Raw genomic sequence first — 25,936 nt, 5'->3', positions numbered from 1 at the left:
ACCATGAAGCAGGCCTGACATTTGCCTGGCTATCGATAAATCCGCGCTGACCCCGTCTCGGCGGAGGTCGCGCATCTCTTTTCTGACCGGTATCGCGCAGCGCTACCTTGAGCCGAAGATGTGAATGACATCTGCCCAATCGATGATTCAGCCAATGCCTCACAGCTGCCGCCGTCATGGCTGAAGAGAGTTTGATTGATCGCCGACTAATTATTGCGGCGGCGAACGCCGTGATCCGGCTAGGCGCGTCATTCCGTATCCTGGAGTTGCGAAGCCGTAGGCTCGCCAAGGCGGCAGCATAGTTTTGCTCAGGTCAGTGGCAGCGAAAGGCCGCTCCAGACAGATCCTTTTGGCAGAACATTCTGGGCGGATCATGTGCGCCGTCCCAGCTGTCACTCCCGCGCCGCCGGCGTTCAGGCCGAAAGAACCGAAATCTGAACGCAATCCTTTGTCAGCTCGAAAGCAGCGTTTCGTGGCTGAATGCCGACAAATGCGTCCAGCCCCGATGTTCGCCGAAACTGGTGTGCGGCCCGTGTCGCCATTCGCCAATCAGCGCCTCATCGCGCCGATGGCGACCGATCTGAAACAAGTGCCGGGAGGCTCATACCGTTTTATCCGATTGACAGCAGCAAACCGTCGCCATAAAATATCGATATAAATAGCTTATATCGACAAAGATAAAGGACGGAGAGGATGATGACAAGCCACCATTTTTTGCGCGGGAATCATGAGGAATGCCGTTGCCGAGCGATACGAGCCGTTCGGTACGCAGCCCTCGCCAGTGTACCGGCAGCCATCTTGGCTACTCCCGCGGCGTTCGCCGCCGCGCCAGCCGACGCTGCGCAGGCGGCAGCAGCGCCGGCCCGGGCTCCGCAAGACAATGTCGTGGCCGATATCATCGTCACGGCACAGAAAAGGCAGGAGAGCGCAAATACGGTGCCGATGTCGATTTCAGCGGCGACCGGCGAACAACTTGCCGCGCAAGGTGTGACCGAAATTCGCGATCTGGTGAAGATCGTTCCCGGATTTACATTTGCCGACTCGGGCGCCGGGTTGCCGATCTTGACCATCCGCGGCGTTGGCTTCATCGATAATGCGCTTGGCGGCCGCCCGACCGTCAGTACCTATGTTGACGAAGCCCCTATCACGTTCCCGGTTCAGACGCGCGGCACCAATCTGGATCTCGAGCGCGTCGAGGTTCTGAAAGGTCCGCAAGGAACGTTGTTCGGGCAAAATGCCACTGGCGGCGCGATCAACTTCATTGCAGCCAAACCCACAACGACCTTCAAGGCCGGCATGAACGCCAGCTACGGTCGCTTCAACGAATTTGACGTGAGCGGTTTTGTCAGCGGTCCCATTACCGACACGCTTCTTGCGCGGTTTGCTGTTCAACATGAAGGCGGCGACGGCTGGCAAAAGAGCTATACCCGTGGCGATACACTGGGACGCACAGATTTCACCAACGGCCGCCTGCTCCTCGATTGGCGGCCTAGCGATCGGTTCCGGGCACAACTCAATCTGAGTGCATGGGCGGATCGATCCGACATGCTGGCTGGCCAGTACATCGGCTTTTCGCCGGGCAACCCCGCCGTCGCGTCCTTAGTACCCGATTTGGCAGCCTACCCGCGCGCACCGCGAACGCCTCGTGCAGCGGACTGGAATCCTGAGACGAATTATGCGCGCAACAACGAATTTTATCAGGCAAATCTTCGCCTGGACTATGATATTTCCGACCAGCTGACGCTCACGTCTTTGACGTCTTTCACCAAGACGGACATCAATCAAGATATCGACGTCGATGGCACTGCCATTCGTAATAATGATCAGAGGACGCTCGGCGACATCCGCTCCATCTCACAAGAGCTGCGACTTGCGGGCGATTTTGGCCGGGGCAAGTTTGTCCTTGGCGCGACATACGGACATGACCGGGTTCTGGATGACACTTACAACACGCCGACGTACAGCACGTTGGGATTCACGTTTGTGCCACTCGGCCTCCCGCAGTTCACGAATTTTCACAACGTCAATCATCAGCGAGTGACCACAAAGGCCGTATTTGGTAACGTGGACTTCGAGCTGGCAGACACTTTGAAAGTCAGCGGCGGCGTGCGCTACACTGATAGCCGGGACAAGTTCAACGGATGCACCTTCGACTCCGGCGACGGCAATGGCGCATCAGTCTTTGGCCCGTTGTGGGATTTCCTGCGCGGTTCGTCGATCCCTGTCGCTCCAGGCGGATGCCTCACAGTAAATGAAAATCTGATTCCGCAGGTCGTGCGTGATAATCTAAACGAGGATAATGTCTCCTGGCGAGTTGGCGTCGAATGGAAGCCGGCGTCTCGCACGCTCCTCTACGCGAACGTCAGCAAGGGATACAAAGCCGGTGGCTTCCCGACGCTGGGAGCCACAAACACTTTTCAGTTCCGCCCGGCGACGCAGGAATCCGTGTTGGCTTACGAGGTCGGCTTCAAGACGGCGCTCCTGGATCGCTCTGTTCAGCTCAATGGAGCACTGTTCTATTATGATTATACGGACAAACAGATACTCGGACGGGTGCCCAGCGTAATCGGTCCGTTGCTCGCGCTGGTAAACGTGCCGAAGGGTGACGTCCGCGGCGCCGAACTGCAGGTTAATTGGGCACCGTTGCGCGGCCTCACGATCAACGCGGGGGGATCATACATCAAATCGCGCATTCTGGATAATTTTACGAATTACGACTCATTCGGTGCACTTAGAAACTTTAATCACGAGCCCTTCCCTAACACGCCAAAATGGCAGCTGATGGCGGACGTCAACTATAAGACTAGCCTGAATGGTCGGTTCGACGGCTTCGTTGGCGGCAACGTCAACCACCAGAGCAGCACCAACAGTGCATTTGGGCAATCCGACCTCTTTGCTCTGAAGGCCTATACGACCGTCGATCTAAGAGCCGGAATCGAAACAAAGTCGGGTGATTGGAGGCTTTCGATCTGGGGCCGAAATGTTGGAAACACCTATTATTGGAACCAGGCGTTCGTCGCGGTGGATGCTGTGACCCGCTATGTCGGGAAGCCCGCAACTTACGGCGTCTCTTTGGCTTATCGCTTCAACTAAATTATCCTCTTCTTGTCAGCGAAACGGCGAGCCGAAGATGGGTCATCTTCGGCTCGTTCTCTGAGGTGGCCCCGCCCAACGCAAGAAACTCCAGCTTTACCTGCACATCATCTGTCTCGACGCGCAGGCAGGCCGGCGTGGAAGCGAAGCACCTGCTTGACAGGGTAACATGCATCTGCAAACCACTGGGTTGGATATTCAAATCCACGAGAAAGGATGCTTGCGATGACCTATATCTCAGACACAGTTGAAACGCTTAAGATCAAGGGCAATCTTGCCACCTACGCCTACCGCGACTTCGGCGCCAAGAGTTCCGAGCCGCCTCTCGTTCTCCTGCAGCGCTTTCGGGGAACGATCGATCATTGGGATCCTGCCTTTCTTGACGTTCTCGCTTCTGAGCGGCGCGTAATCATCTTCGACAACGCCGGTGTAGGCGCAAGCACGGGCGAGGTTCCCGATACGATCACGGCTGCGGCCGAGGGCGTCATGGATTTTCTCAAGGCTCTCAAGATCGAAAAAGTCGACGTCCTCGGCTGGTCCATGGGCGGAATGACGGCCCTGCTCACAACACTGAACAACCCCGCGGCCGTGCGGCGCACTTTGGTCCTTGGCAGCACGCCAGGCGGCCTTCCTGATCCGAAAGAGCCCGATCAGCGTGTATTCGATGCGATGACGGCGCCAGATCCGGACGACGAAAACTATATTTTCCTGTTCTTCGGAAATCACGAAGAAGGCCGCCGTCTCGGGATTGAGTCGCTTCGCCGGCTGGATACCCGCCTGCTCAAATCGAAGGCCGTGGTCACGCCCGAAGCCTGGGGCAATCAACTGCAAGCGTGCATGAGCTTCATGGGCGGTAAAGATGCAGCCTTGGACCGGCTCGACGAAATCCAGGTACCCATCCTTGTGGCTAATGGCGCGCACGACGTCATGGTGCCGTCCGAACACTCATTCGAAATGGCCAAGCGCTCAAAGAACGTGACTACGGTCATTTACGGCGATGACGGCCACGGATTTCTGTTCCCACACTACGAAGATTTTGGGAAGATCGCCCTCGACTTTCTGCGATAACTTGTACCTTAGCGAATACGGCAGGGCTCATTGAATAATGCCCTGAGCATCGGTCGGAAATTGGATGAAGTGGTGCCGCTTCGACGCCTGCCGTAAAAAAACAACCGAGCATGTACCCTTGGTGAAAGTTGCTGCCGACCTCGGCCTGCGTCACTTTCCCAAGGTTGCAAGCTGAAGCGAGTTTCTGCCACTGCCGCGGGGACCATGACCATCAGCATCGGCGATCGAAATCAGATCTCGTCATGTTTCGGCGCATGGCAATGGTCTGTAGATTGCATGCGCAAAAAGCTGCGGTTCAGCGAGGTTGCAACTGCACCCCGGGAAACTTATGATCCCGACATGAGAAATCCTCGCATTCCCGCCCCGCGTAGCTGCTCAATCGAGGCAGCGATGAAATTGCTGGGACAAAAGTGGGCCATGGTAGTGCTCCGCGAAATTGGCTTCGGACAGCACCGCTTCGACGATATCGCTTACAACACGGGAGCGCCACGAGATGTGTTGGCGACGCGACTGAAGTCGTTGGAGGCCGCCGGCGTCATCCGCCGCGAGCTCTATCAGGCACGACCGCCCCGCTACGAATATCACCTTGCTGAAGCAGGCGAGCAGTTGTCTGGCATCATGCATGCTATCCGCCAATGGGGCGATCGCTTCATGAGAAGCGAGGGAGAACATGTCTCGCGGTTCAGGCATGAGTGCGGAAGCGAACTCGAGGCCGAAGTTCGGTGCTGCGGATGTGGCGGCAGCCTGTCTGCGACCAATGTGATGCCATATGACCAAGAGCAACACGTCTAAGATTGTGCAGTTGGCCGACGCTTAGGCGCCTAACAATAGAATAGGGCACTTCGAATAAAATTAAGGGTTGTGTTTTCCAACCCACGGATTTACCCAATGAACAAGCCGCCCACAATGAGGCCGTGCCTGTCATGGGGAGTCAAGATGTCTGAAGCTTCAACAAATCGTGTAGCCCTCGTAACAGGAGGGTCACGGGGGATCGGCCGGGCAGTGGCCATTCGGCTAGCGCAGGACGGCTTCGATGTCGCCGTGAATGACATTCCATCCGCGATCGCTTCCGTCGAGGAATGCGTAACTGCAATTGAGGCGCTGGGAGGGCGGGCAATCGCCGTAGTCGCTGATGTGTCGGATCAGGAGGCTGTGGCCGGCATGGTTGCTGCCACCGTCGAAGGACTTGGCCGAATCGACGTTGCGGTGGCCAATGCCGGCATCGCTCGGATCGAGAACTTCCTTGATATCACCGCCGAATCCTGGGACCAGGCTTTTGCCGTTAACACAAAAGGCGTCTTCCTCACGTGGCAGGCCGCTGCGCGTCAGATGATCGCCGAAGGACATGGCGGAAAGCTTATCGCGGCCGCCTCTCAGAACGCCTTTCGTGCGACCGACGTTCTGCCGGCTTATGCATGTAGCAAATGGGCCGTCCGCGGCCTGACGCAGGCGGCAGCGCAAGCGTTCGCGCAATATGGCATTACCGCCAATTCCTATGCCCCGGGTATCGTCGACACGCCACTATGGGACACGGCGCGGGACCTGTTCAATCATGTTGTCACCTCAATCCCGCTTGGTCGAGCGCAGCAGCCCGAGGATGTCGCGAAGCTTGCGTCCTTTTTTGCATCACCCGAGTCTGACTACATGACCGGCCAGACCGTGATCATGGATGGTGGCATGATCTTCTCCTGATCGAGCGAGAGCGGTGGTGTGCCCGCGGGGTGACAGCTGCCAGTTTCATGCTGCCCCGTTGGCACATTCAACCGTGCCGGCGTTGCCAACGCAAAGGTTCGTACAATGACATATTCAGCCGGGGATGGTCACCACCGACCGCGACATCAAAGCAATCTGCGATCGCGAGCCTGGTTCGATGATCCGTCGAACCCGGAAATGACGGCGCTGTATCTAGAACGATATCTGAACTACGGTCTCAGCTTGGAGGAAATTCAGTCGGATCGCCCGATCATTGGCATCGCCCAGTCGGGAAGCGATCTGGTTCCGTGCAACCGCCATCACCTGGTTCTGGCGGATCGCGTGAAACAGGGCATTCGTGACGCCGGAGGAATCCCGCTCGAATTCCCGATCCACCCCATCCAGGAAACGGCCAGGCGGCCTACCCCCGGAATTGACCGCAATCTTGCTTATCTTGGCCTCGTCGAAGTTCTTCACGGCTACCCTATCGACGGTGTCGTGCTAACCATAGGCTGTGACAAGACGACGCCGGCATGTCTCATGGCTGCGGCGACGGTGAACATTCCCGCGATCGCGCTGTCGGTGGGACCGATGCTGAGCGGCAATTTCAAAGGCCGACGGGTGGGATCGGGGACGGTCGTGTGGCAGGCGCGTGAGGCGCTGGCAAAGGGAGAAATCGACTATAAGGGGTTCATCGAACTCGTCGCGTCCGCCGTGCCTTCTACGGGCTATTGCAACACCATGGGCACAGCAACGACGATGAATTCGCTTTGCGAGGCGCTGGGCATGTCGCTGCCCGGCTCCGCGGCGATCCCGGCCCCTCATCGCGATCGTCAACAATGTGCATGGCAAACCGGGCGTACGATCGTTGAAATGGTTGCCGCCAACCGGAAGCCATCGGACATCCTGACGCGCCCGGCGTTCATCAATGCGATCCGCGTCAATTCGGCGATTGGGGGATCAACCAACGCTCCTATCCACCTCAATGCGATCGCTCGCCATATCGGCGTCGAACTTACGCTGGCGGATTGGGAGGAATATGGCGCCAAAGTGCCGCTGCTCGTCAATCTACAGCCAGCAGGCGAGTATCTGGGTGAAGACTTTTACCGTGCCGGCGGGGTGCCCGCGGTAATGGCTCAATTGCGTTCGGTTGGACTCATCGACGAGACCGCACTCACCGCTAACGGTCGAACCGTCGGCGACAATATCGCGAACGCTGAAATCAATGATGCGGCTGTTATCCGTTCAATCGACCATCCCCTCAAGACCAATGCCGGCCTGACGGTCTTGTCCGGCAATATGTTCGACGCTGCTGTGATGAAATTATCGGTGATCTCGGACGAGTTTAGAGGCCGATTCCTGAACGACACCGAAGACCCCGATGCATTTGTCGGCACCGCGCTCGTTTTCGATGGTCCCGAGGACTATCATGCTCGTATCAACGATCCTTCAACCAGCGTCGATGCTCGCACCATCCTGATCATGCGCGGGACGGGACCGATCGGCTATCCGGGCGGCGCGGAAGTGGTCAACATGGAGCCACCTACGACGTTGATCCAAGCGGGGGTCAATGCCCTTCCCTGCATTGGGGACGGGCGCCAGTCTGGAACGAGTGGCAGCCCGTCAATCCTTAATGCGGCGCCCGAAGCTGCTGTCGGCGGCGGACTTGCATTACTGGAAACCGGTGATCGTATTCGCGTCGACCTGAAGGCAAAGCGGGTCGATATGCTAATCTCCGAAGAAGAACTTGAACGACGCCGCGCGATGCTCGATGCGACTCCATATCCAGTGGTTCCCTCGCAAACGCCGTGGCAAGAGATCCATCGCCAGACAGTCGGCCAGTTTGATGGCGGCGCGGTCATTGAACTTGCAGTGAAATATCAGCGCGTCGCGGAAAATGGCGCGCCGAGACACAATCACTGATGGCCGCCCATGTACGTTTCAGGGAGCACTTCACGAAGGTTCGATATCATTCCGTCGCTTCCATCCGAACGGAGACGGCGGGCCGAATACGACCAATGGTCTGCTTCATGGAAACCAGCAATCTATGTCGATGATCCGGCCGCTGCAAAGAAATCTGTCGATGCATATCGCGGTAGCATGCCGACGAGCGGATCGCGGAGTATGTAATCATGGCCTATAAGTCTAACGCATTCAAAGCTGGTCTAAAACACGGACGGACACAAATCGGCCTATGGCTTTCGACGGGCGAGCCATATTTGGCGGATGTCGCCGGGCAGGCTGGCTTTGACTGGTTGGTCATTGATGGGGAGCACGGCCCGAATGACCTTAAAAGCATCCTCGCTCAACTCCAAGTTCTGGAGTCATCGGAGAGCGAAGCTATCGTCCGATTGCCAATTGGTGAGAAATGGATGATCAAGCAGATGCTGGACCTTGGGGCCCGCACGCTTCTTATTCCCATGGTAAATTCGGCCGAGGAGGCTGAAGAGCTCGTGAGATCCGTTCGATATCCACCCAAGGGCGATCGTGGCATCGGGGCAATGATCGCAAGAGCATCGCAGTTCGGCAAGATTGCCGACTATCCTCAAACAGCCGAAGCTGAAATTTGCCTGCTGGTTCAGGTCGAGACCGCGCGCGCGCTGGCGGACATCGAGCGGATAGCTCGGGTGGATGGTGTCGATGGTATATTCATCGGGCCAGCAGATCTGGCGGCCGACATGGGCGCTGCTGTGGACAGCGATGTCGTGCTCGCTGCAATTGCTGAAGCAATCCGCAAGGTCAGGGCAGCAGGCATGCCTGCTGGCATTCTCACCTTCAATGAAAAGCTCAACAAGGATTTCATCGAACAAGGCGCAACATTTGTCGCAGTCGGTGCTGACGTCATGGAATTGAGCAAAGCGCTACGCACATTGAGTGGCCGTTACGGTTCCGGCCTATCTGCAGATAACAGGACGGAACCGGTGGGTTACTGACGGGTCATTTCGTGAGCGACTATTCATGCCGGAAAGGAGATTTCTCATGACGGCCAATCACGTCGATACCGTGCTGAATGCATTGCATTCCCCTGATACGGCTGGTCTTTCAGCGGTGAAAGCATCCTGGATCCGTTCTGCTCTGTATCATGGCCTCGATCCCGCGACCAAGGGACAACGGGAACGTGTTAGCGAGGGAAGGTTAAGCGAGCTGCGCGATGCCCACGCTCCCTTCCTCTCTGCAGCCCGCACAACTCTCGATGAAATTTCAGTCTTGGTCAGCCGGTCGGGGTGTGGCGTGGCGCTGACCAGTGCCGAAGGCATAGTGCTGGAGAGCCGTGTCGCAGCAAGTGACAGGGATCTATTTAGCTCCTCCGGGCTCGTCGAGGGCGGGCAATGGTCCGAGGCCCTGGAGGGAACCAACGGAATCGGCACATGCCTGCAGGAGGCCAGGCCTCTGATCATTCACAAAGGACAGCATTTCTATCAAAGAAACATCGGTATCAGTTGCATCGATGCGCCGATCTTCGACCCTCACGGGCGGCTCGTCGGCGCCATCGACGTAACAAGCTGCCGGGCGGATCACGGCCCTGCAATGATCGAAATGATCGGCGGCCTAGTTCGAGAGGCAGCCCGTCGCGTTGAACGCGCGTATTTTTGCCAGCATTTTGTCGGTTCGCGGGTGATATTCCTGGATGAGGCCAGCATCGGCACGGAATTGCTGGCTGTGGATGCCGACGACCTGGTAATTGGCGCTTCAAGAGCAGCGCGTATACGTCTCGAAATAACCGATCAGATGATCGCCCGTCCTCAGCCAGCTGTCCAGTTGATAGGATCGGATCAATCCCTGTCCTTTGACGACAGCCAACAGAGGGTCATTCGTCAGGCGCTCGCAAAAGCCGGTGGCAACGCGACGAAGGCAGCCCGACAGCTTGGTGTATCACGCGCAACCTTCTACCGGCGAATGCGGCATGGAAGGTCATGTCAATAGTTCGAGATAGTGTCTCAATACTGAGACACATTGGCTGACGCTCGAAGGCCCTCCCCTACCTCCCCCTCAATAACCTCGGTAGGATTGCGAACATACAGCCTGTGCATGCGGGCACCCATCATAAGAGAGGAAGTGATTATGGACATGCTCGTCGGACAAACACATGCCGGGCTGAAGTCGCCGTTCGCGCCGCGATATGACAATTTTATCGATGGTCATTGGGTTGCCCCGAAAGGGGGACGCTATTTCGAAAACGTCTCCCCCATCAACGGAAAAGTCATCGGCGAAATTGCGCGATCGGATGCCGCAGATATCGAATTTGCACTCGATGCGGCGCATCGCGCGAAAGAGGCGTGGGGCCGAACCTCGCCGGCGGACCGCGCTTTGATTCTCCTTCAGATCGCTGACCGCATGCAGGAGAATATCGAAGCGCTTGCGACCGCTGAAACGTGGGATAACGGCAAGCCGATCCGGGAGACCATGAGCGCGGATCTGCCACTGGCCATCGACCATTTCCGGTATTTCGCGGGCGCTCTCCGTGCCCAGGAGGGATCACTCAGCGAGATCGACCACGACACCGTCGCCTATCATTTCCATGAGCCGCTCGGCGTCGTTGGCCAAATCATCCCTTGGAATTTCCCGCTATTGATGGCGATGTGGAAGCTCGCGCCGGCCCTCGCGGCCGGTAACTGCATCGTGTTGAAGCCTGCCGAGCAGACGCCAGCGTCCGTCATGGTGTGGGCGGAGATCGTCGCGGACCTGCTTCCTCCCGGCGTCATCAATATCGTCAACGGATTTGGCCTGGAGGCAGGAAAGCCGCTCGCCTCATCCAACCGGATCGCCAAAATCGCGTTCACCGGCGAGACCACGACCGGGCGGCTCATCATGCAATATGCGAGCGAGAACCTAATCCCGGTCACGCTCGAACTGGGCGGCAAGTCCCCGAATATCTTCATGGAGGATGTCGCGCGAGAGGATGACGATTTCTTCGACAAGGCAATCGAAGGATTCGTCATGTTCGCGCTGAATCAGGGCGAGGTCTGCACATGCCCGAGCCGTGCGCTGATCCACGAGAATATCTACGATCGCTTCATGGAGCGCGCGCTGAAGCGTGTCGCCGAAATCGTCCAGGGCAATCCGCTCGATCCTTCGACGATGATTGGCGCGCAAGCCTCGTCGGAACAGCGTGAAAAGATCCTGAGCTATTTCGACATCGGCAAGCAGGAAGGCGCGGAGCTTCTCATTGGCGGCGCTGCCGCCGACCTTCCCGGCGAATTGGCAGGCGGCTATTACGTGCAGCCGACTGTCTTCCGCGGCCACAACAAGATGCGGATCTTCCAGGAAGAGATTTTCGGACCAGTATTGGCCGTCACCACGTTCAAGAACGAAGAAGAGGCTCTCTCCATCGCCAATGATACGCTTTACGGCCTTGGTGCCGGTATCTGGAGCCGCGATGCGACGACCTGCTACCGCTTCGGGCGCGCGATCCAGGCTGGCCGGGTGTGGACCAACTGCTATCACGCATATCCGGCTCATGCTGCATTTGGCGGATACAAGCAGTCTGGTATCGGCCGCGAAAACCACAAGATGATGCTCGATCACTATCAGCAGACGAAGAACATGCTGGTCAGCTACAGCGCCAAGAAGCTCGGAATCTTCTGATGAATCCATGCGGGAGCAGAAAAACGTCGACAGGCGCGGCCCGACGCCCTGATCCCGCATGATTTTCGCGCGCCGTACGATGACCGCCTTACGGCGACGTACGAACGAGTTCTGAGTATAGGAGCGCAATTATGACTGAGGACGTCATCGACGCCCGACGTGTCGTCGCAACGGATAAGGCGTTAGCACTGATTGCAGAGCTGGAAGCCGAGCACGGATCGTTGCTCTTCCATCAATCCGGGGGCTGCTGCGACGGATCGTCACCGATGTGTTATCCGGCCGGCGAATTTCGCACTGGTGACAATGACATATTGTTAGGTTGGGTCGGGGGGACGCCGGTTTACATCGGGCGGGCGCAGGGGGAAGCGTGGAAGCATACCCAACTCATCCTTGATGTCGTCCCGGGCCGCGGCGGAATGTTCAGCCTCGAAAACGGTCGCGAACTCAGGTTCCTGTCGCGAGGCAGGGTGTTCAGCCCGTCCGAATATGACGTCGTCAAGGCGGAAATTGCCACCACCTGTCGGTGATGGCTCGGAGCGAAGTCCTGCTCTGCAAACGGCCTCCGCTCGGGATCGTCGTGCCGCCCATGGGTGGAGGGCGGAATATCCATACTGCGGCGCGAGCGGCTGAACGAGCAATGGCGCGGAAGTGTATCATCAATCAGGGAGCGTGTTTTGTCAGATAGTCAGAAACGGAACCGGGATGCGGACCCATCCGATGATCCGTCCTACCCTGCGCTCCGAACCATTGGGAATTTCGTGGCAGGTGAGCACGATCTAGCATCTCACAGGCGAATCCAGGATATCTTCAATCCTGCCATCGGCGTAGCGACCGCTCAGGTGCAGCTGTCGGCGCGGGCGGACGTCGACGCGGCCGTGACCTCGGCGCTCGCCGCGTTTCCAGGGTGGGCCGATACCCCGCCCATCCGGCGCGCGCGGATCATGAATCGCTTTCTGGCTCTCGTGAACGAGCATAGGGACGAACTGGCGCGCGCGATTACGGCCGAGCATGGCAAGATCTTCTCGGATGCGCAGGGCGAGGTGGATCGCGCCATCGACGTGATCGAATTCGCCTGCGGTATCCCGCACCTTTTGACGGGCAACTTCAGCGATCAGGTTTCGACGGGCATCGACAATTGGACGTTGCGCCAGCCGCTGGGCGTCGTTGCCGGCATAACGCCCTTCAACTTCCCGGTCATGGTGCCTGCGTGGATGTATCCGGTGGCGATCGCGGCGGGCAACAGCTTCATACTGAAGCCCAGCCCGATCGATCCCACACCCGCCCTGATGGTCGCCGAACTCTTCCGCGAGGCGGGTTTGCCCGAGGGGGTATTCAATGTGGTGCAGGGCGACAAGGAAGCCGTAGACGCGCTGCTGGAGCATCCCGACGTTCAGGCCGTCTCCTTTGTCGGCTCGACCCCGATCGCCAACTATGTTTACGAAACGGGCGCCCGAACGGGCAAGCGCGTGCAGGCGCTGGGCGGGGCCAAGAACCACCTGGTGGTGATGCCCGACGCCGATATCGACAAGTCCGTCGACGCCTTGATCGGGGCGGCCTACGGCTCGGCGGGCGAACGGTGCATGGCGATCTCTGTGGCAGTGCTCGTGGGAGACGTGGCCGACAGGGTCGTCACGGCATTGAAGACGCGCGCCGAGCGGCTCGTGGTCAACGATGGTCTGGAACCTGGCGTCGAGATGGGACCGATCGTCACGTCGGTCGCGCGTCAACGCATCGTCGGTTACATCGATGCCGGCGTGGCGGAAGGCGCTTCGCTTCTGGTCGATGGCCGCCGTTTCAGTGTGGCGGGCCGCGAGAACGGATTCTTCCTTGGGGCGACGCTATTCGACCATGTCACGTCCGACATGAAGATTTACCGTGAGGAGATTTTTGGTCCAGTGCTCGCCTGCGTTCGCGTCGATACGCTCGACGATGCGGTCCGCCTCATCAACGGCCATGAATTCGGCAACGGCGTGAGCCTCTTCACCAGAGACGGCGGCGCGGCCCGCGAGTTCGGGCGGCGCATCCAGGTCGGCATGGTCGGTATCAACGTGCCGATCCCCGTTCCCATGGCCTGGCACGGGTTCGGCGGCTGGAAGAAGAGCCTGTTCGGCGGGACGCACGCCTATGGCGAAGAGGGGGTCCGTTTTTATACCCGCCAGAAGTCGATCATGCAGCGCTGGCCCGACAGCATCGGCAAGGGCGCCGAATTCGCCATGCCGGTCGCCCGCTAGGCGCGCCCTCCACAGGAGACACCGAGATGGACGCCAACAACGAAGACGAGGCAAAAAAGAAGGGCCCACTAGACGGTATTACCGTGCTCGACTTCTCCCGCGTCCTGGCGGGCCCCTATTGCACGATGATGCTGGCCGACCTGGGCGCCCGCGTCATCAAGATCGAGAAATTCGGCACGGGTGACGACACTCGCGCCTTCGGTCCCTTCGTCGAGGGGGGCGAATCCGCCTATTTCATGTGCTTCAATCGCGGCAAGGAAAGCATCGTCCTCGACATCAAGTCGCCGCGCGATCGAGAATTGCTCGAACGCCTACTCGATGCCGCCGACGTCGTCGTCGAGAATTTCCGCCCGGGCGTCATGGACCGCCTGGGCTATGGCGCCGAGCGCATCGCCAAGACGCACCCGCACATCGTCTATGCGTCCATTTCCGGCTTTGGCCATACCGGCCCTTTCAGCGATCTGCCGGGCTATGACATGGTGGTTCAGGCGATGGGCGGGGTGATGAGCGTGACGGGCTGGCCCGACGGCCCGCCCGCTCGCGTCGGCACCAGTTTCGGCGATCTCGGCGCGGCCCTGTTCGCTACCGTCGGCATCGTCTCATCGCTCTACAAGCGTACGCGTGACGCCCAGGGAAGCCGTGTCGATATCGGCATGCTCGATTGCCAGGCAGCGCTGATGGAGACGGCGCTCGCGCGCTATGACGTTGAAGGTGTGGTGCCCGGTCGCACGGGCGACAGCCATCCATCGCTCGCGCCCTTCGAAAGCTTTCAGGCGAGCGACGCCCGGTTCATCATAGCAGCGGGCAACGACACGCTCTTCATGCTCATGGCAGATGCGTTAGGTGCGCCTCAACTCGCGCTCGATCCGCAATTCATCACGAATGATCTGCGCTGCCAAAACCGGCCCGCGATGGTGAAGGCGATAGAAATCATCACGGTCCGGCAACCGGTGACGCATTGGATCGACCGACTTAACGAGGCCGGGGTGCCGTGTTCGGCCATCAACACCGTCGACAAGCTATTCGACCACCCGCAACTCGGCGCTCGCAACATGATCATCAAGGTCGCGGGGCAGTCGGGCCGAGCCGTCCGGACAGCAGGTAATCCAATCCGTATTGATGACGCCGAGAACGACACCTTCACACCTGTTCTTGCACCCGGCCTTAACGAGCATCGGGAAGCTATCCTTAAAGAGCTTTTCGTCGACGAGAAGGCATACCGCCACCCCGCTGGCGAGAGCTCGCCTCCCCCACTTGGGGGCGTCGATATTTACGGGGTCGCACCGTGTCAGGCGGCCATGTGATGAGCAACGCCGACATACCACCGATCCCGAAAGGAAGCGAAATGCCCGCGAAAGTGAATCCGTTGCACACGACGTCGACGACCTCCGCGACGGAGGCGCAGCCCGCCGCGGCACCAGCAATACCGGAAACTATCCTCATCGATCGCCGCGACCGCGTGGGCCTCATAACGCTCAATCGTCCGCGCAGTCTTAACGCTCTGAACCGTCAACTGGCAGGCGAGGTGCTGGCTGCCTTGCAGGCGTTCGACCGGGACGAGCGGGTCGGGGCAATCGTGATCACCGGTTCGCCGCGCGCTTTCGCGGCGGGTGCCGACATCGAGGAAATGGCCGAGAAGACCTTCACCGGTTTCTATATGGATGACTTCCTCGCCGCCTGGGATCAGGTCCGGCTCGTCGGAAAGCCGATCATCGCAGCGGTCGGCGGGTTCGCGCTCGGCGGCGGTTGCGAGCTTGCGCTGCTGTGCGACTTCATTATTGCCGCGGACGACGCGCAGTTCGGCCAGCCCGAGATCAAACTCGGTATCCTGCCGGGGATCGGTGGGTCCCAGCGGCTCGCGCGCGCGGTGGGCAAATCCATGACAATGGATATGGTTCTGACCGGGAGGACCATCGATGCGCAAGAGGCCAAAGCAATCGGCCTGGTCGCCCGGGTTGTTCCGGCGGGCGAGTTACTTCAGGTATCGCTGGAGGCCGCCCATACGATAGCCGCATATAACGCCCCGGCAGTGAAAATGGCGAAGGATGCAGTGAACCGCGCGTTCGAAGGCCCGCTGTCCGAAGGCTTGCGTCACGAGCGGCTGCTGTTCCAGGCCGCCTTCGCCACGGAGGGCCAGAAGGAAGGCATGAATGCCTTTGTAAACAAGCGTGCTCCGGTCTTCCGCAACCGATGATCGTCCATTGGCCCTGTCGGATAGGAAATCTGTAGTGACAGAAGTCGTTGAACGCCTCGATGAGGAATATGATTATATTGTCGTCGGTGCGGGATCGGCGGGATGCGTCGTCGCGAACCGCCTGTCTGCGGACCCCAATGTCCGAGTACTACTCCTGGAGGCAGGCGGACGGGACGACTGGATCTGGTTCCATGTCCCTGTCGGCTATCTGTTCGCGATCGGCAATCCGCGCGCGGATTGGATGTTTGAGACAGAAGCAGAAGCAGGACTTAATGGCCGAAGCCTGAAATATCCGCGTGGCAAGGTGATCGGTGGATCCTCAGCCATCAATGCGATGATCTCGATGCGCGGCCAAGCGGAAGATTATGATCACTGGCGAGAGTTGGGGCTTGCAGGATGGGGCTGGAGCGACGTGGCGCCTGTCTTTCGCGGCCTCGACGATCATTTCCTTGGCGACAGCGATCATCATCGTGCTGGCGGCGAATGGCGCGTCGAGGAGCCCCGCTTGAAGTGGGCCGTCCTCGATGCGGTCGCCGAAGCCGCGACGCAGATGGGCGTTCCCGCAACGACTGACTTCAATACCGGCAACAATATGGGCGTAGGCTATTTCCACGTTAATCAGAAGCGAGGCGTGCGGTGGTCGTCGGCGCGTGGGTTCCTCAAACCTGCTCTGAAGCGGAAGAACCTGCACCTCAAGACCGCCGTCAGCGTCGAACGGGTGCTGTTCGATGGCCGGCGCGCGACGGGCGTTTGCTTTCGCGCACAGGGACGGCTCTTTGAAGTGCGGACAAAGGGGGAGGTCATCCTGTCCGCCGGGGCGATAGGCTCCGCCCAGCTCCTTCAGTTGTCGGGCGTGGGGCCATCGGAGTGGCTGTCCGAATGCGGCATCCAGACTATTCTACACAAGGCGGGCGTCGGCCGTAATCTCCAGGATCACTTGCAACAACGCGCCATCTACAAGGTTCACGGCATCAAGACTCTGAACGAGACCTATCATTCGTTGATCGGACGCGCCCTGATGGGCCTGGAATATGCTGTTTGGCAGCGCGGACCGCTTACCATGGCGCCCTCGCAACTCGGGATTTTCACGACTTCCTCTCCCGAACATGCGCGCGCCAACATCCAGTTCCACGTCCAACCCCTGTCGCTCGACAAGTTCGGCGACCCGCTCCACCGCTTTCCGGCGATTACAGTGGCGGCCTGCAACCTGCGCCCTACATCCCGAGGCATTGTGCGACTGCGTTCGGGCGATCCTGATGCGAAGCCGATCATCGCCCCGAACTATCTTTCGACGGACGAAGACCGCCGTGTCGCCGCAGATGCCATCCGTGTAACGCGTCGCCTCATGCGTCAACAGGCGCTATACGAGTATCGACCAGAAGAATATCTCCCAGGGCCCGAAATCGGCGACGACGAGATATCGCTGGCCAAGGCCGCTGGCGACATCGGCACAACCATCTTTCATCCCGTCGGCACAGCCAAGATGGGCTTGGCTTCCGATCCCATGGCGGTGGTCGATGAGCGCCTGCGAGTGATTGGCCTTGAAGGCCTTCGGGTCATCGATGCCTCGATCATGCCGACTATCACCTCGGGAAACACAAATACGCCAACCATCATGATTGCGGACAAAGGCGCTCGCATGGTGATCGAAGATCGTATGAATAATAAAACACATTCAACCAATTCGATAAAATCAACCGAGAAGATCCTAGTACTTTAATTCAATTATTCACAGGTTATAAACCTGTTATTTATCCTATCTTCCATAAAATGGTCGCCTATGAAAAGCCATTACACTGCTTACAAGACCGTTTTCAATGATTTTCACTGATCTTCTTACTTAATACACTGGCTCCACCATCCCAATCGAACATTATCCTTGATATGAGAATAGGGCATTATACATGATTTGCGCGGGCAATCGGCCATGGGGGTGATCGAAGACGTCATTGTCGAAGTCGAGGGGGCCGTTGGCCGAATCCGACTGAATCGGCCCAACGCTATCCACGCACTGACGACGGCGATGTGCGAACGCGTGCTCGACGCACTGGAGCGGTGGTGTCACGATGACGGCGTGCAGGTAATCATCGTCGATCATGCGCAAGGTCGCGGCTTCTGCGCGGGGGGAGATATCCGGCAGCTTGCACAAAGCGGCGCCGGTGACGGCAGCAAGGCGCGGCAATTTTTCGCAACCGAATATCGGATGAACCATAGACTGTTCACTTACGCCAAACCCGTTGTTGCGTTCATGGATGGGATCACCATGGGCGGAGGTGTGGGCATATCTCAGCCTGCGCGATACCGCGTGGCGACCCAAAACACCCGGCTTGCTATGCCTGAAACCGGGATCGGACTGTTCCCCGATGTTGGCGGCGGGTGGTACCTTTCGCGGTTGCCGGGACGGTTTGGTCAGTATCTGGCATTGACCGGCAATCAACTGGATGGCGCGGAGACATTCGCTCTAGGGCTAGCGACGCACTACCTACCCGCGGAGCAGGTGATGGAAGCCAAAGCTCGCATCATCGCACATCCCGCCGCATTAGAAGCAACCCTTGCAGCGATATCTGAGCCCGCTCCCGCCGCAGGGATTTTGGCCCACGAAGCCGCGATCAACAAGCTCTTTGCCAGCGACCAGCTCGAGACAGTGTTCGCCGCCTTGGAAGCGGATGGTGGCGTCTGGGCGACGCAGCAGTTGGGGGTGCTTAAAAATAGGTCGCCGCAAACAATGAAGGTCTCGCTTCGTTTGCTGCGGGACGGCGCAAATATGGCCACTTTCGAGGACGAGATGCGACAGGAATACGCCGTTGCCACGCGCGTGGTTCAGCGGCATGATTTTCTTGAAGGCGTGCGCGCAGTGATCGTCGACAAAGATAATGCACCGCGTTGGAATCCAGCCACACCCAATGGCGTGTCAGATAGCGATATCGATCAGATATTCGCACCACTGCCTGACGGCGAAGCTTGGCATCTTTAACGCAAATGCGGGTAGCCGGATGGTCACGCCGCGCTGCTTGACAGCCCGGCCCCCTGCAAATCACCGACGGAGACCGTATGAAAATCAACGCTGCAGTGCTTCGCAAAATGGATGCACCCCGCCCCTTTGCTGCGAGCAGGCCGCTCAGCATCGAGACGTTGGACCTTTCGCCACCCGGTCCTGGAGAGGTACTCGTTCGTATCGCGGCTGCAGGCCTGTGCCATTCCGATCTTTCCGTCATCAACGGCAATCGTCCGCGTCCGTTGCCAATGGCTCTTGGGCACGAAGCATCGGGCATTGTCGCTGCACTCGGTGATGGTGTTGCCGACCTCCAGCTAGGCGACCATGTCGTTATCGTCTTCATGCCCAGCTGCGGACACTGCGTACCCTGCGCTGAAGGGCGTCCGGCGCTTTGCGAGCCCGGCGCGGCATCCAACGGCGCAGGCACTCTCCTCAAGGGTGATATCCGCTTGATGGATGCGGACGGCCCTGTCCATCATCATCTGGGCGTCTCGGCATTTGCGGATCATGCCGTCGTATCGCGAAATTCGCTTGTTCGCATAGATAAGCATCTTCCGCTGGTCGAGGCGGCCCTTTTCGGTTGCGCCGTACTGACCGGTGTAGGCGCGGTCATCAATACCGCTCGCCTTCCCGCCGGGTCCACGGCGGCGGTAATCGGTCTCGGCGGCGTTGGCCTCGCGGCAGTCATGGGCGCGCGGGCCGCGGGGGCGAGCCAGATAATCGGCGTGGACCTGTCGGCCGAAAAGCTCGCCTTGGCCGCTGATGTCGGCGCGACCGGCACGGTCAACGCCAGTGATGCCGATGCGATCGAGCAAGTGCGCCGTCTCACCGGCGGTGGTGTCGATTATGCTTTCGAGTTCGCCGGATCCGTCCGGGCTCTAGACAGCGCAATGCAGATGACGAAGCGCGGCGGCACAACGGTCACGGCGGGACTGCCTCCTGCTGATGCCGCCTTGCCTGTCAATGTGGTGCGGCTGGTCGGTGAGGAACGAACCCTTAAGGGCAGCTACATCGGCACGTGCGTGCCTGTCAGGGATATTCCTCGCCTTATCCAATTATACCGCGATGGTCGCCTTCCCGTCGATCGGCTACTGAGCGCACGCATTCGGCTAGAGGATATTAATGAGGCCTTTGATCGACTGGATGACGGCTCCGTCGTCCGGCAAGTAATCGAGTTCTGATAGGACCATGATGATGCCCGATTCCGATTTTGGAAAGACGTTGCGTGACCCCGCTCTTTTTCGAGAAGCCTGCTTCATCGACGGCAAGTGGATTGCGTTCAGCGACGACGCGAAGATAGCGGTGACCAATCCAGCTACAGGTGCGATTGTCGGACATATTCCTTCCCTAGGCTCGGAGCATGCTCGACAGGCGATCCAGGCCGCCAAGAAGGCTCAGCCCGCTTGGCGTAACCTTACTGCCAAGACAAGGGCGGCGATGCTGCGCCGGCTGTTCGACCTGATGCTCGAAAACCAGGACGACCTGGCCCGCATTATGACGGCCGAACAGGGTAAGCCCCTTCTCGAAGCCAAGGGCGAGATCGCCTATGCGGCAGCCTATTTCGAGTGGTTCGGGGAAGAAGCCAAGCGGGTGTATGGCGACGTCATCCCCGAGAACCTGCCAGGGCGGCGCATCATTGTTCAAAAGGAGCCCATCGGTGTTTTCGCTGCCATCACCCCATGGAATTTCCCGTCGGCGATGCTGACCCGCAAAGCGGCTCCTGGTTGGGCCGCAGGCTGCACCGGTGTGCTGAGGCCCGCAAGCCAGACCCCCTTCTCGGCGCTGGCGATTGGAGTGCTCGCGGAACGCGCCGGCTTTCCGGCCGGCGTGTGCAACATCATCACCGGATCGGGGAGCGCAATCGGGGCAGAACTAACGTCCAACCCCGACGTCCGCAAACTGAGTTTTACGGGCTCTACGGAGGTAGGCGCGCTTTTGCTGGCGCAATGCGCACCTACGATAAAGAAGACGAGTATGGAGCTGGGTGGCAACGCGCCCTTCATCGTTTTCGATGACGCCGATCTCGATGCGGCCGTCGACGGCGCGTTGATATCGAAATATCGTAATGCGGGCCAAACCTGCGTCTGCGCGAACCGAATTCTCGTGCAGGATGGTGTCTATGATACGTTCGTCGCGAAGCTGAAAATCGCGGTTGAGGCGTTGAAAGTCGGCGATGGCTTCGAAGACGGCATCATGATCGGCCCATTGATCGACGATGCCGCCGTCAAAAAAGTGGAGGACCATGTCGCAGATGCCTTGCAGCATGGCGCGCAACTGGTGACGGGTGGGCGGTGTGACCCTAAAGGGGCGCTCTTTTACCGTCCGACGATATTGTCGAATGTACCACGCGAAGCAAGGATCTTTAGGGAGGAAACATTCGGACCGGTCGCGCCGATATTTCGCTTTCACACCGAAGACCAGGCCATCGACATGGCCAATGACACCGAATTTGGCCTGGCATCCTATTTATATAGTCGAGACATCGGACGTATCATGCGGGTTGCCTCGGCTCTGGAATATGGCATGGTCGGGATCAATGAGGGGCTTGTTTCAACCGAAGTAGCGCCCTTCGGTGGCATAAAATCGTCAGGGCTGGGACGTGAAGGGTCCCGTTACGGGATCGAGGATTATCTCGAGATCAAATATCTGTGCCTTGGCGGGTTGCAGGATTAGCGAACGTCCGGCCCAGCCGTAACCGGGCCAACCATCCGCGAATCTTACGTCTTAGCAAATGGCCGCGCTTCACTTTGGCGCGGCCAAACGAGGCCAGTCCAGAATGCCATGACGCAGATCAGGGCGGCAGAAACATTGGCGATTGCCACTATTCTCGACAGTCCTGCCATGTCCGCACCGAATCGCTCGATCGCAATCCATCCTAAACCACCCGCAATTACCAAGCGCGCGACCTCGGCGAGCGTCGTCCAGACAGGCCTGCCTGCCCCCTGAGCCGCGAAATTCAGTACGAAGATTACTCCGAGAGTTCCATATACCGGCCCTGCCATGCCAAGGTAGATCGTCGCGGTAGCAAGCACCGATGGCTCTTGGCTGAATATGCCGATCCACAAGCTCGGCCGCAATGTGACAACCAGCCCCACAAGCCCTACCGCACCTGCAGCAATAACAGATCCATAAAGCGTAACACGCTTTGCGCGATCAATATCCCCCGCCCCCACGCATGCACCGACGAGAATCAGCACGGACGTACCAAGTCCAAACAGCACCGGGATGACGACATAGTCAAGCCGCGCGCCAAGACTATAACCCGCCAGCTCGGCCGCACCCAGCGTGCCCATCGCGCCTGTAATGAGGACGATCGACCCGTTCAGCAGGACAGCCCCCAGCGATGTAGGCAATCCAACCTTGAGCACTTCCCAGAACAAGGTCCAGCGCAGGCGAGACCACCGCAGCCGCACGACGGCGCGACCGGACCCCAAATGGATCAGGAGCCAGATCGTCGCCCCCGTCCAATACAGTACCGTCACAACGCCCGTGCCCACCACACCTAGACGGGGAAAGCCCCCAAGTCCGAGCACCGGCACAGGCGCCACCACGACCAGCACCAAGGCTGCACCCAAGACGAGCAAGGCGGGCGTGCGAACGTCGCCGGCGCCACGTAACGCGGCCGAACAAAGGCTTGCGATCCAGAGAGGAATGGCGCTGAGAAATATCCAGAAGCTAAACGACAACGCCTGATCCAACGCCGCGCCCGTTGCGCCCATGTTCGCGAAAACAAACGGTCCGAACCGCCAGACTATGACCATGAAGAGAGCACCCATCACGATGCCTAGGATTATCGCGTGGAGCACGTGGTCGTCTGCGTCGCGATCTCGCTCCGCACCGATGGCACGGGCGACAGCCGCCGCCACCGCACCACCCAGACCGCCCGAATACATCATCGTCATCAGCATCCAGATCGGGAACACGACCGAAACGCCGATCAGCGCATCCGTACCGAGCCTCGAAGCATAATAGGTGTTGGCAGTGTCTCCCAGCGCCTGCGCCGCGAAAACGCCAATCGTCGGGAGAGAAAGTCTGGCAATCGTGCCTATGATCGGTCCCTGAAGCAGGGCCGCGCGCAGAGCGGCTTTCGTGTCGGTCGCCTCTGGAAAGAGAGGCCCAGCGTCTGACGCACCTGCTTGTTCTGTCACCGTCGCAATCCTCTCGATACCGTTTGTAAAGCTATGCAGGGTCGACCTGTGGCGGCTTGGAGGACAGCGAGGTTCCAACCGACGCAGCAACGATCGCGGCGATCCCGGACCATTCGTAGAGACCGAGGCGCTGTCCGAGGACTAGGAACCCAATAAGTGCGCCCGTGGCAGGCCCAAGGCTGGCGAGCGTTCCGAATGCGCGCGGCGAAACGCGCGACATGATCTTTGCATCCAGCAAATAGGGCAGCGCGCTGGACAGCAGCGCTATGACTAGCCCTGCCGCCAGCACGGAGAGGTGGAAGAGCTCAGCACCCGCCCCGACTATGCCTGCCGGCACCATGATCAACGAAGCGACAATCGCACCAAAGGCCGGCATACAGTTCGGCTGACGAAGTCTTGCAGAAGCACGTCTACCCATCACAATGTACGCCGCCCAAGCCGCGCCCGATAGCAGCGCAAACACAGCACCTACCGGATCGACCGAATGGGCACTTCGCAAGGGGAGCAGAAGAGCAAGTCCGGTCGCTGCCAGCCCAACCCATAGAAAGTCGAGGATGCGGCGAGAGCCAATCAGCGCAACACTCAAGGGGCCGCAAAATTGAAGTGCCGTGAGAACGCCAAGTGGTACCGTTCGTAACGCCAGATAAAAGCACAGCCCCGTCACGCCAATCGACAGGCCGTACAGAACCAGCATCCCGCCAGCACCATTAATGTCAGTGCGCCGAATACGCCAAGGACGCGAGACAAGCGATAGAATGAGCGCCGCGAATCCGAGCCTCAGCGCCATGATGCCTGAGACACCTACGACCGGAAGCATTCGCGCCGCGAAAGATGCGCCAAGTTGCGCGCAGGCAATGGAAATTACCACACCACACGCTGGCAATAAGCGCCATCCGCTCACTTGCCCCATCATATTGCTGATACGGTCGCTCACATGCACTCCCTTGGGATTCGACCACTTCGCCTGCAAGCCTGACGCTGTTTGAGGGCGAGACCGCCGATCGGAAAGCCCATGCACAGCAGACAAATGAACGATATTATTCGAAAACGGCGCCGACCTGGGTGTGATTGGCCTTGTCAGCAACCCACGTCCGCTAGCATCGTGGGTTTGTTTTGGCAACCCACTGGCGTTCACAGGTGCGCGGTGAAAAGCAACGCTTCAGATTTGGATCAGGCACAGGCACCTCGGCAGCTTTTCCGAACCCGCATAGCTTCCATCCGAGGCATAGCTCGTTCTGCTGATTTCAGGTCAAGGGGGTGTAGAGTCCGCTTGCGCCGGCATACATTACCAACCTGCAGCAAATTGACTGCCTGAAGTACGGTGACAGTGCGCTTCTTTAGTCAGCCTGCTCACAAGCGGTTTCAATTTGGGACGAAAAGATCCGCTTTGTGGGCTTTGAACGACTTCTCCCCAACCTACTCGAATGGCGCGACATCTCCTCTTCAAGCAATATAATCCCGGACGAAGCATCGTAGGTTGGTCAGCAGATCGGGATCGCCACGGGTCCCGAGCATGTCGCTGTGATCTGATGAAACAGGCCGATCGTGCCGCTGCGTCCACGAATCCGGTCCGGCAGCAATATAATTGCACGATAGCATGGTGACCATATTGCAATTCCGTCCACCACCTGTAGAAAGGCAAAAAATTGGAGAGAAAGTCGATGAAACACCATTATATCGATAATAACGGCGTGAAACTGCATGTTGTTGATGAGGGCGAAGGCCCCGCAGTGCTGTTTTGTCACGGTTTTCCATCAATCTGGTCGCTATGGCGGTCTCAGATCAAGGCCGTGGTAGAGGCGGGATATCGAGCGATTGCGCTCGATATGCGCGGGTTTGGCGAGAGCGATGCGCCCTTCGAGGCAGAAGCCTACACGCAACTCGAGATTGTGGGCGACATGGTCGCCGTTCTCCACCACCTGAACATCGACCAAGCCATTACCGTGGGACACGATCACGGCGCCAACGCGGTTTGGACCGCTGCCGTGATGCGCCCTGACCTGTTCCCGGCAGTCTTTGGGATCAGCGTTCCATTCATGCCTATGGGCGGCCCCAGTTTTCTAGACCAACTCCGCGCCGGCGGAATGGATAGTTTCTACATGTTCAACTGGATGCGGCCGGAAGCCGATAATGACTGGGTTGATGCAGCGACGATCCTTCCGAGATCCTACTATTGGACGTCGGGCCTCGCGCCTGAGGGCGAAGGGTGGGATCCGTTCGATCCTGCCAAGAACCCGTTCCGCCCCGCGCCGGAAGTCTTCATCGAGAACGATCCGGAGCATCTGCCCGAGTTGATTGAAAGTTTCAATCGAACCGGATTCCACGGCGGGTTGAACTATTATCGGGCTCTCGACACTTTCTACTCCCTGGCTTCAAGGCCATTTGCCGGAGCAGTCGTGAGACAGCCGTCCTATTTCGTCATGGGCGCCACTGATGGCCTGAACAAGCTGCTCAATGTAACCGAGGAATCGCTGCGAGAGGCGATGCCGGGTCTGACCGGTTTTCTCGTGCTCGATGGCGTGGGGCATTGGCCACAAGTGGAGGCCCCTGAAGCGCTCAACAAGGCAATCGTGGATTTCCTTCGAAAGGTCTCCTGAACACGCACATACAGGCTGACCTAAAAAATTCGTAAGATGGATCGACCGACCTCGCAGTGCACCTTCTCGAAATTATCACCAATTCCTTATGTATAACGTGGAGAGATGAAATGCCATTCTGGAGAATTTATCACCCTGCTGGTGCTTATTCTGAAGACGAAAAGCAAGCCATCTCAGAAGCCGTTACTTCGCTCTATACGAACATACCCATTCCAAAATTCTATGTGGTATGCCTTTTTGAAGAGGTGCAAGCTGGCAACCTGTTCGTAGGCGGCAGGAAGCACGAAAAATTTGTCCGCGTACATATCGACCATATTGCAAGAACGCTGCCA

At 58.6% G+C, this 25,936-nt stretch carries 20 protein-coding genes; 18 read left to right on the top strand and 2 right to left on the bottom strand.

Features of this window, described 5'->3' with window-relative positions:
• Positions 1 to 885 precede the first annotated feature (885 nt).
• The 16 genes from WG908_RS15875 to WG908_RS15800 all read left to right on the top strand — a co-directional run bounded on the left by WG908_RS15875 (position 886) and on the right by WG908_RS15800 (position 21,532).
• Entirely contained in the window at positions 886 to 3,093 is a 2,208-nt protein-coding gene (locus WG908_RS15875) for a TonB-dependent receptor (RefSeq protein ID WP_340187484.1), read from the top strand.
• 225 nt (positions 3,094 to 3,318) lie between these two features.
• Positions 3,319 to 4,161, top strand: coding sequence for an alpha/beta fold hydrolase (locus tag WG908_RS15870; RefSeq protein ID WP_340187483.1), 843 nt, complete (start codon positions 3,319 to 3,321; stop codon positions 4,159 to 4,161).
• 204 nt (positions 4,162 to 4,365) lie between these two features.
• Positions 4,366 to 4,953, top strand: a complete 588-nt coding sequence (locus WG908_RS15865; protein ID WP_340187482.1) for a winged helix-turn-helix transcriptional regulator — start codon at positions 4,366 to 4,368, stop codon at positions 4,951 to 4,953.
• 144 nt (positions 4,954 to 5,097) lie between these two features.
• Positions 5,098 to 5,853 carry an SDR family oxidoreductase gene (locus WG908_RS15860; RefSeq protein WP_340187481.1) on the top strand — a complete coding sequence of 252 codons (756 nt, stop codon included), beginning with the start codon at positions 5,098 to 5,100 and terminating at the stop codon, positions 5,851 to 5,853.
• Positions 5,854 to 5,958: 105 nt separating this feature from the next.
• Positions 5,959 to 7,776, top strand: a complete 1,818-nt coding sequence (locus WG908_RS15855) for an IlvD/Edd family dehydratase (protein ID WP_340187480.1) — start codon at positions 5,959 to 5,961, stop codon at positions 7,774 to 7,776.
• A gap of 209 nt (positions 7,777 to 7,985) precedes the next feature.
• Positions 7,986 to 8,786 (top strand): HpcH/HpaI aldolase family protein, encoded by an 801-nt coding sequence (locus WG908_RS15850; protein ID WP_340187479.1) that lies wholly within the window; start codon positions 7,986 to 7,988, stop codon positions 8,784 to 8,786.
• Positions 8,787 to 8,832: 46 nt separating this feature from the next.
• Complete coding sequence (locus WG908_RS15845; RefSeq protein ID WP_340187478.1) at positions 8,833 to 9,777, top strand: GAF domain-containing protein; 945 nt, start codon at positions 8,833 to 8,835, stop codon at positions 9,775 to 9,777.
• A gap of 144 nt (positions 9,778 to 9,921) precedes the next feature.
• Positions 9,922 to 11,439, top strand: coding sequence for an aldehyde dehydrogenase (gene adh, locus WG908_RS15840; protein ID WP_340187485.1), 1,518 nt, complete (start codon positions 9,922 to 9,924; stop codon positions 11,437 to 11,439).
• Positions 11,440 to 11,570: 131 nt separating this feature from the next.
• A complete protein-coding gene (locus tag WG908_RS15835) occupies positions 11,571 to 11,966 on the top strand; it encodes a DUF779 domain-containing protein (protein WP_340187477.1) in 396 nt (131 codons plus the stop codon).
• A gap of 231 nt (positions 11,967 to 12,197) precedes the next feature.
• Positions 12,198 to 13,670 carry a CoA-acylating methylmalonate-semialdehyde dehydrogenase gene (locus tag WG908_RS15830; protein ID WP_340187476.1) on the top strand — a complete coding sequence of 491 codons (1,473 nt, stop codon included), beginning with the start codon at positions 12,198 to 12,200 and terminating at the stop codon, positions 13,668 to 13,670.
• 26 nt (positions 13,671 to 13,696) lie between these two features.
• The gene (locus WG908_RS15825; protein ID WP_340187475.1) at positions 13,697 to 14,974 is read left to right on the top strand and encodes a CaiB/BaiF CoA transferase family protein; all 1,278 of its coding nucleotides are present in this window, start codon (positions 13,697 to 13,699) and stop codon (positions 14,972 to 14,974) included.
• Positions 14,974 to 15,864 carry an enoyl-CoA hydratase gene (locus tag WG908_RS15820; RefSeq protein WP_340187474.1) on the top strand — a complete coding sequence of 297 codons (891 nt, stop codon included), beginning with the start codon at positions 14,974 to 14,976 and terminating at the stop codon, positions 15,862 to 15,864. The genes WG908_RS15825 and WG908_RS15820 overlap by 1 nt, the downstream gene beginning before the upstream one ends.
• A gap of 34 nt (positions 15,865 to 15,898) precedes the next feature.
• Entirely contained in the window at positions 15,899 to 17,584 is a 1,686-nt protein-coding gene (locus tag WG908_RS15815) for a GMC family oxidoreductase (RefSeq protein WP_340187473.1), read from the top strand.
• 207 nt (positions 17,585 to 17,791) lie between these two features.
• The gene (locus WG908_RS15810) at positions 17,792 to 18,838 is read left to right on the top strand and encodes an enoyl-CoA hydratase/isomerase family protein (protein WP_340187472.1); all 1,047 of its coding nucleotides are present in this window, start codon (positions 17,792 to 17,794) and stop codon (positions 18,836 to 18,838) included.
• A 77-nt stretch (positions 18,839 to 18,915) separates the two neighbouring features.
• A complete protein-coding gene (locus tag WG908_RS15805; protein WP_340187471.1) occupies positions 18,916 to 20,040 on the top strand; it encodes a zinc-dependent alcohol dehydrogenase family protein in 1,125 nt (374 codons plus the stop codon).
• 10 nt (positions 20,041 to 20,050) lie between these two features.
• On the top strand, positions 20,051 to 21,532 hold the full coding sequence (locus WG908_RS15800) for an NAD-dependent succinate-semialdehyde dehydrogenase (protein WP_445326736.1): 1,482 nt from the start codon (positions 20,051 to 20,053) through the stop codon (positions 21,530 to 21,532).
• Between the two features lie 44 nt (positions 21,533 to 21,576).
• On the opposite strand, the gene WG908_RS15795 is transcribed toward WG908_RS15800, so the two are convergent.
• Both WG908_RS15795 and WG908_RS15790 read right to left on the bottom strand, forming a co-directional pair.
• Positions 21,577 to 23,007, bottom strand: coding sequence for an MATE family efflux transporter (locus WG908_RS15795; protein ID WP_340187469.1), 1,431 nt, complete (start codon positions 23,005 to 23,007; stop codon positions 21,577 to 21,579).
• Between the two features lie 31 nt (positions 23,008 to 23,038).
• Positions 23,039 to 23,941, bottom strand: a complete 903-nt coding sequence (locus WG908_RS15790; protein WP_340187468.1) for an EamA family transporter — start codon at positions 23,939 to 23,941, stop codon at positions 23,039 to 23,041.
• 727 nt (positions 23,942 to 24,668) lie between these two features.
• Between WG908_RS15790 and WG908_RS15785 the strand changes: the two genes are divergently transcribed.
• Positions 24,669 to 25,604 carry an alpha/beta fold hydrolase gene (locus tag WG908_RS15785; RefSeq protein ID WP_340187467.1) on the top strand — a complete coding sequence of 312 codons (936 nt, stop codon included), beginning with the start codon at positions 24,669 to 24,671 and terminating at the stop codon, positions 25,602 to 25,604.
• Between the two features lie 110 nt (positions 25,605 to 25,714).
• A partial coding sequence (locus WG908_RS15780) for a tautomerase family protein (RefSeq protein WP_340187466.1) occupies positions 25,715 to 25,936 on the top strand: 222 nt, incomplete at its 3' end.

This window comes from Sphingobium anseongense (genome assembly GCF_037725245.1).
Classification (GTDB): domain Bacteria; phylum Pseudomonadota; class Alphaproteobacteria; order Sphingomonadales; family Sphingomonadaceae; genus Sphingobium.
The sequence above is the reverse complement of the archived record's forward strand: the minus strand, read 5'-3'. Positions and strand labels throughout refer to the sequence as shown.

What these genes read in the sequence shown, in the direction of transcription:
- WG908_RS15835 (WP_340187477.1), top strand. Translation starts at nt 11,571, where the DNA reads ATGACTGAGGACGTCATCGACGCCCGACGTGTCGTCGCAACGGATAAG.
- WG908_RS15865 (WP_340187482.1), top strand. Translation starts at nt 4,366, where the DNA reads ATGACCATCAGCATCGGCGATCGAAATCAGATCTCGTCATGTTTCGGC.
- WG908_RS15860 (WP_340187481.1), top strand. Translation starts at nt 5,098, where the DNA reads ATGTCTGAAGCTTCAACAAATCGTGTAGCCCTCGTAACAGGAGGGTCA.
- WG908_RS15825 (WP_340187475.1), top strand. Translation starts at nt 13,697, where the DNA reads ATGGACGCCAACAACGAAGACGAGGCAAAAAAGAAGGGCCCACTAGAC.
- WG908_RS15850 (WP_340187479.1), top strand. Translation starts at nt 7,986, where the DNA reads ATGGCCTATAAGTCTAACGCATTCAAAGCTGGTCTAAAACACGGACGG.
- WG908_RS15800 (WP_445326736.1), top strand. Translation starts at nt 20,051, where the DNA reads ATGATGCCCGATTCCGATTTTGGAAAGACGTTGCGTGACCCCGCTCTT.
- WG908_RS15785 (WP_340187467.1), top strand. Translation starts at nt 24,669, where the DNA reads ATGAAACACCATTATATCGATAATAACGGCGTGAAACTGCATGTTGTT.
- WG908_RS15870 (WP_340187483.1), top strand. Translation starts at nt 3,319, where the DNA reads ATGACCTATATCTCAGACACAGTTGAAACGCTTAAGATCAAGGGCAAT.
- WG908_RS15805 (WP_340187471.1), top strand. Translation starts at nt 18,916, where the DNA reads ATGAAAATCAACGCTGCAGTGCTTCGCAAAATGGATGCACCCCGCCCC.
- WG908_RS15810 (WP_340187472.1), top strand. Translation starts at nt 17,792, where the DNA reads ATGGGGGTGATCGAAGACGTCATTGTCGAAGTCGAGGGGGCCGTTGGC.
- WG908_RS15845 (WP_340187478.1), top strand. Translation starts at nt 8,833, where the DNA reads ATGACGGCCAATCACGTCGATACCGTGCTGAATGCATTGCATTCCCCT.
- WG908_RS15820 (WP_340187474.1), top strand. Translation starts at nt 14,974, where the DNA reads ATGAGCAACGCCGACATACCACCGATCCCGAAAGGAAGCGAAATGCCC.
- adh (WP_340187485.1), top strand. Translation starts at nt 9,922, where the DNA reads ATGCTCGTCGGACAAACACATGCCGGGCTGAAGTCGCCGTTCGCGCCG.
- WG908_RS15855 (WP_340187480.1), top strand. Translation starts at nt 5,959, where the DNA reads ATGACATATTCAGCCGGGGATGGTCACCACCGACCGCGACATCAAAGC.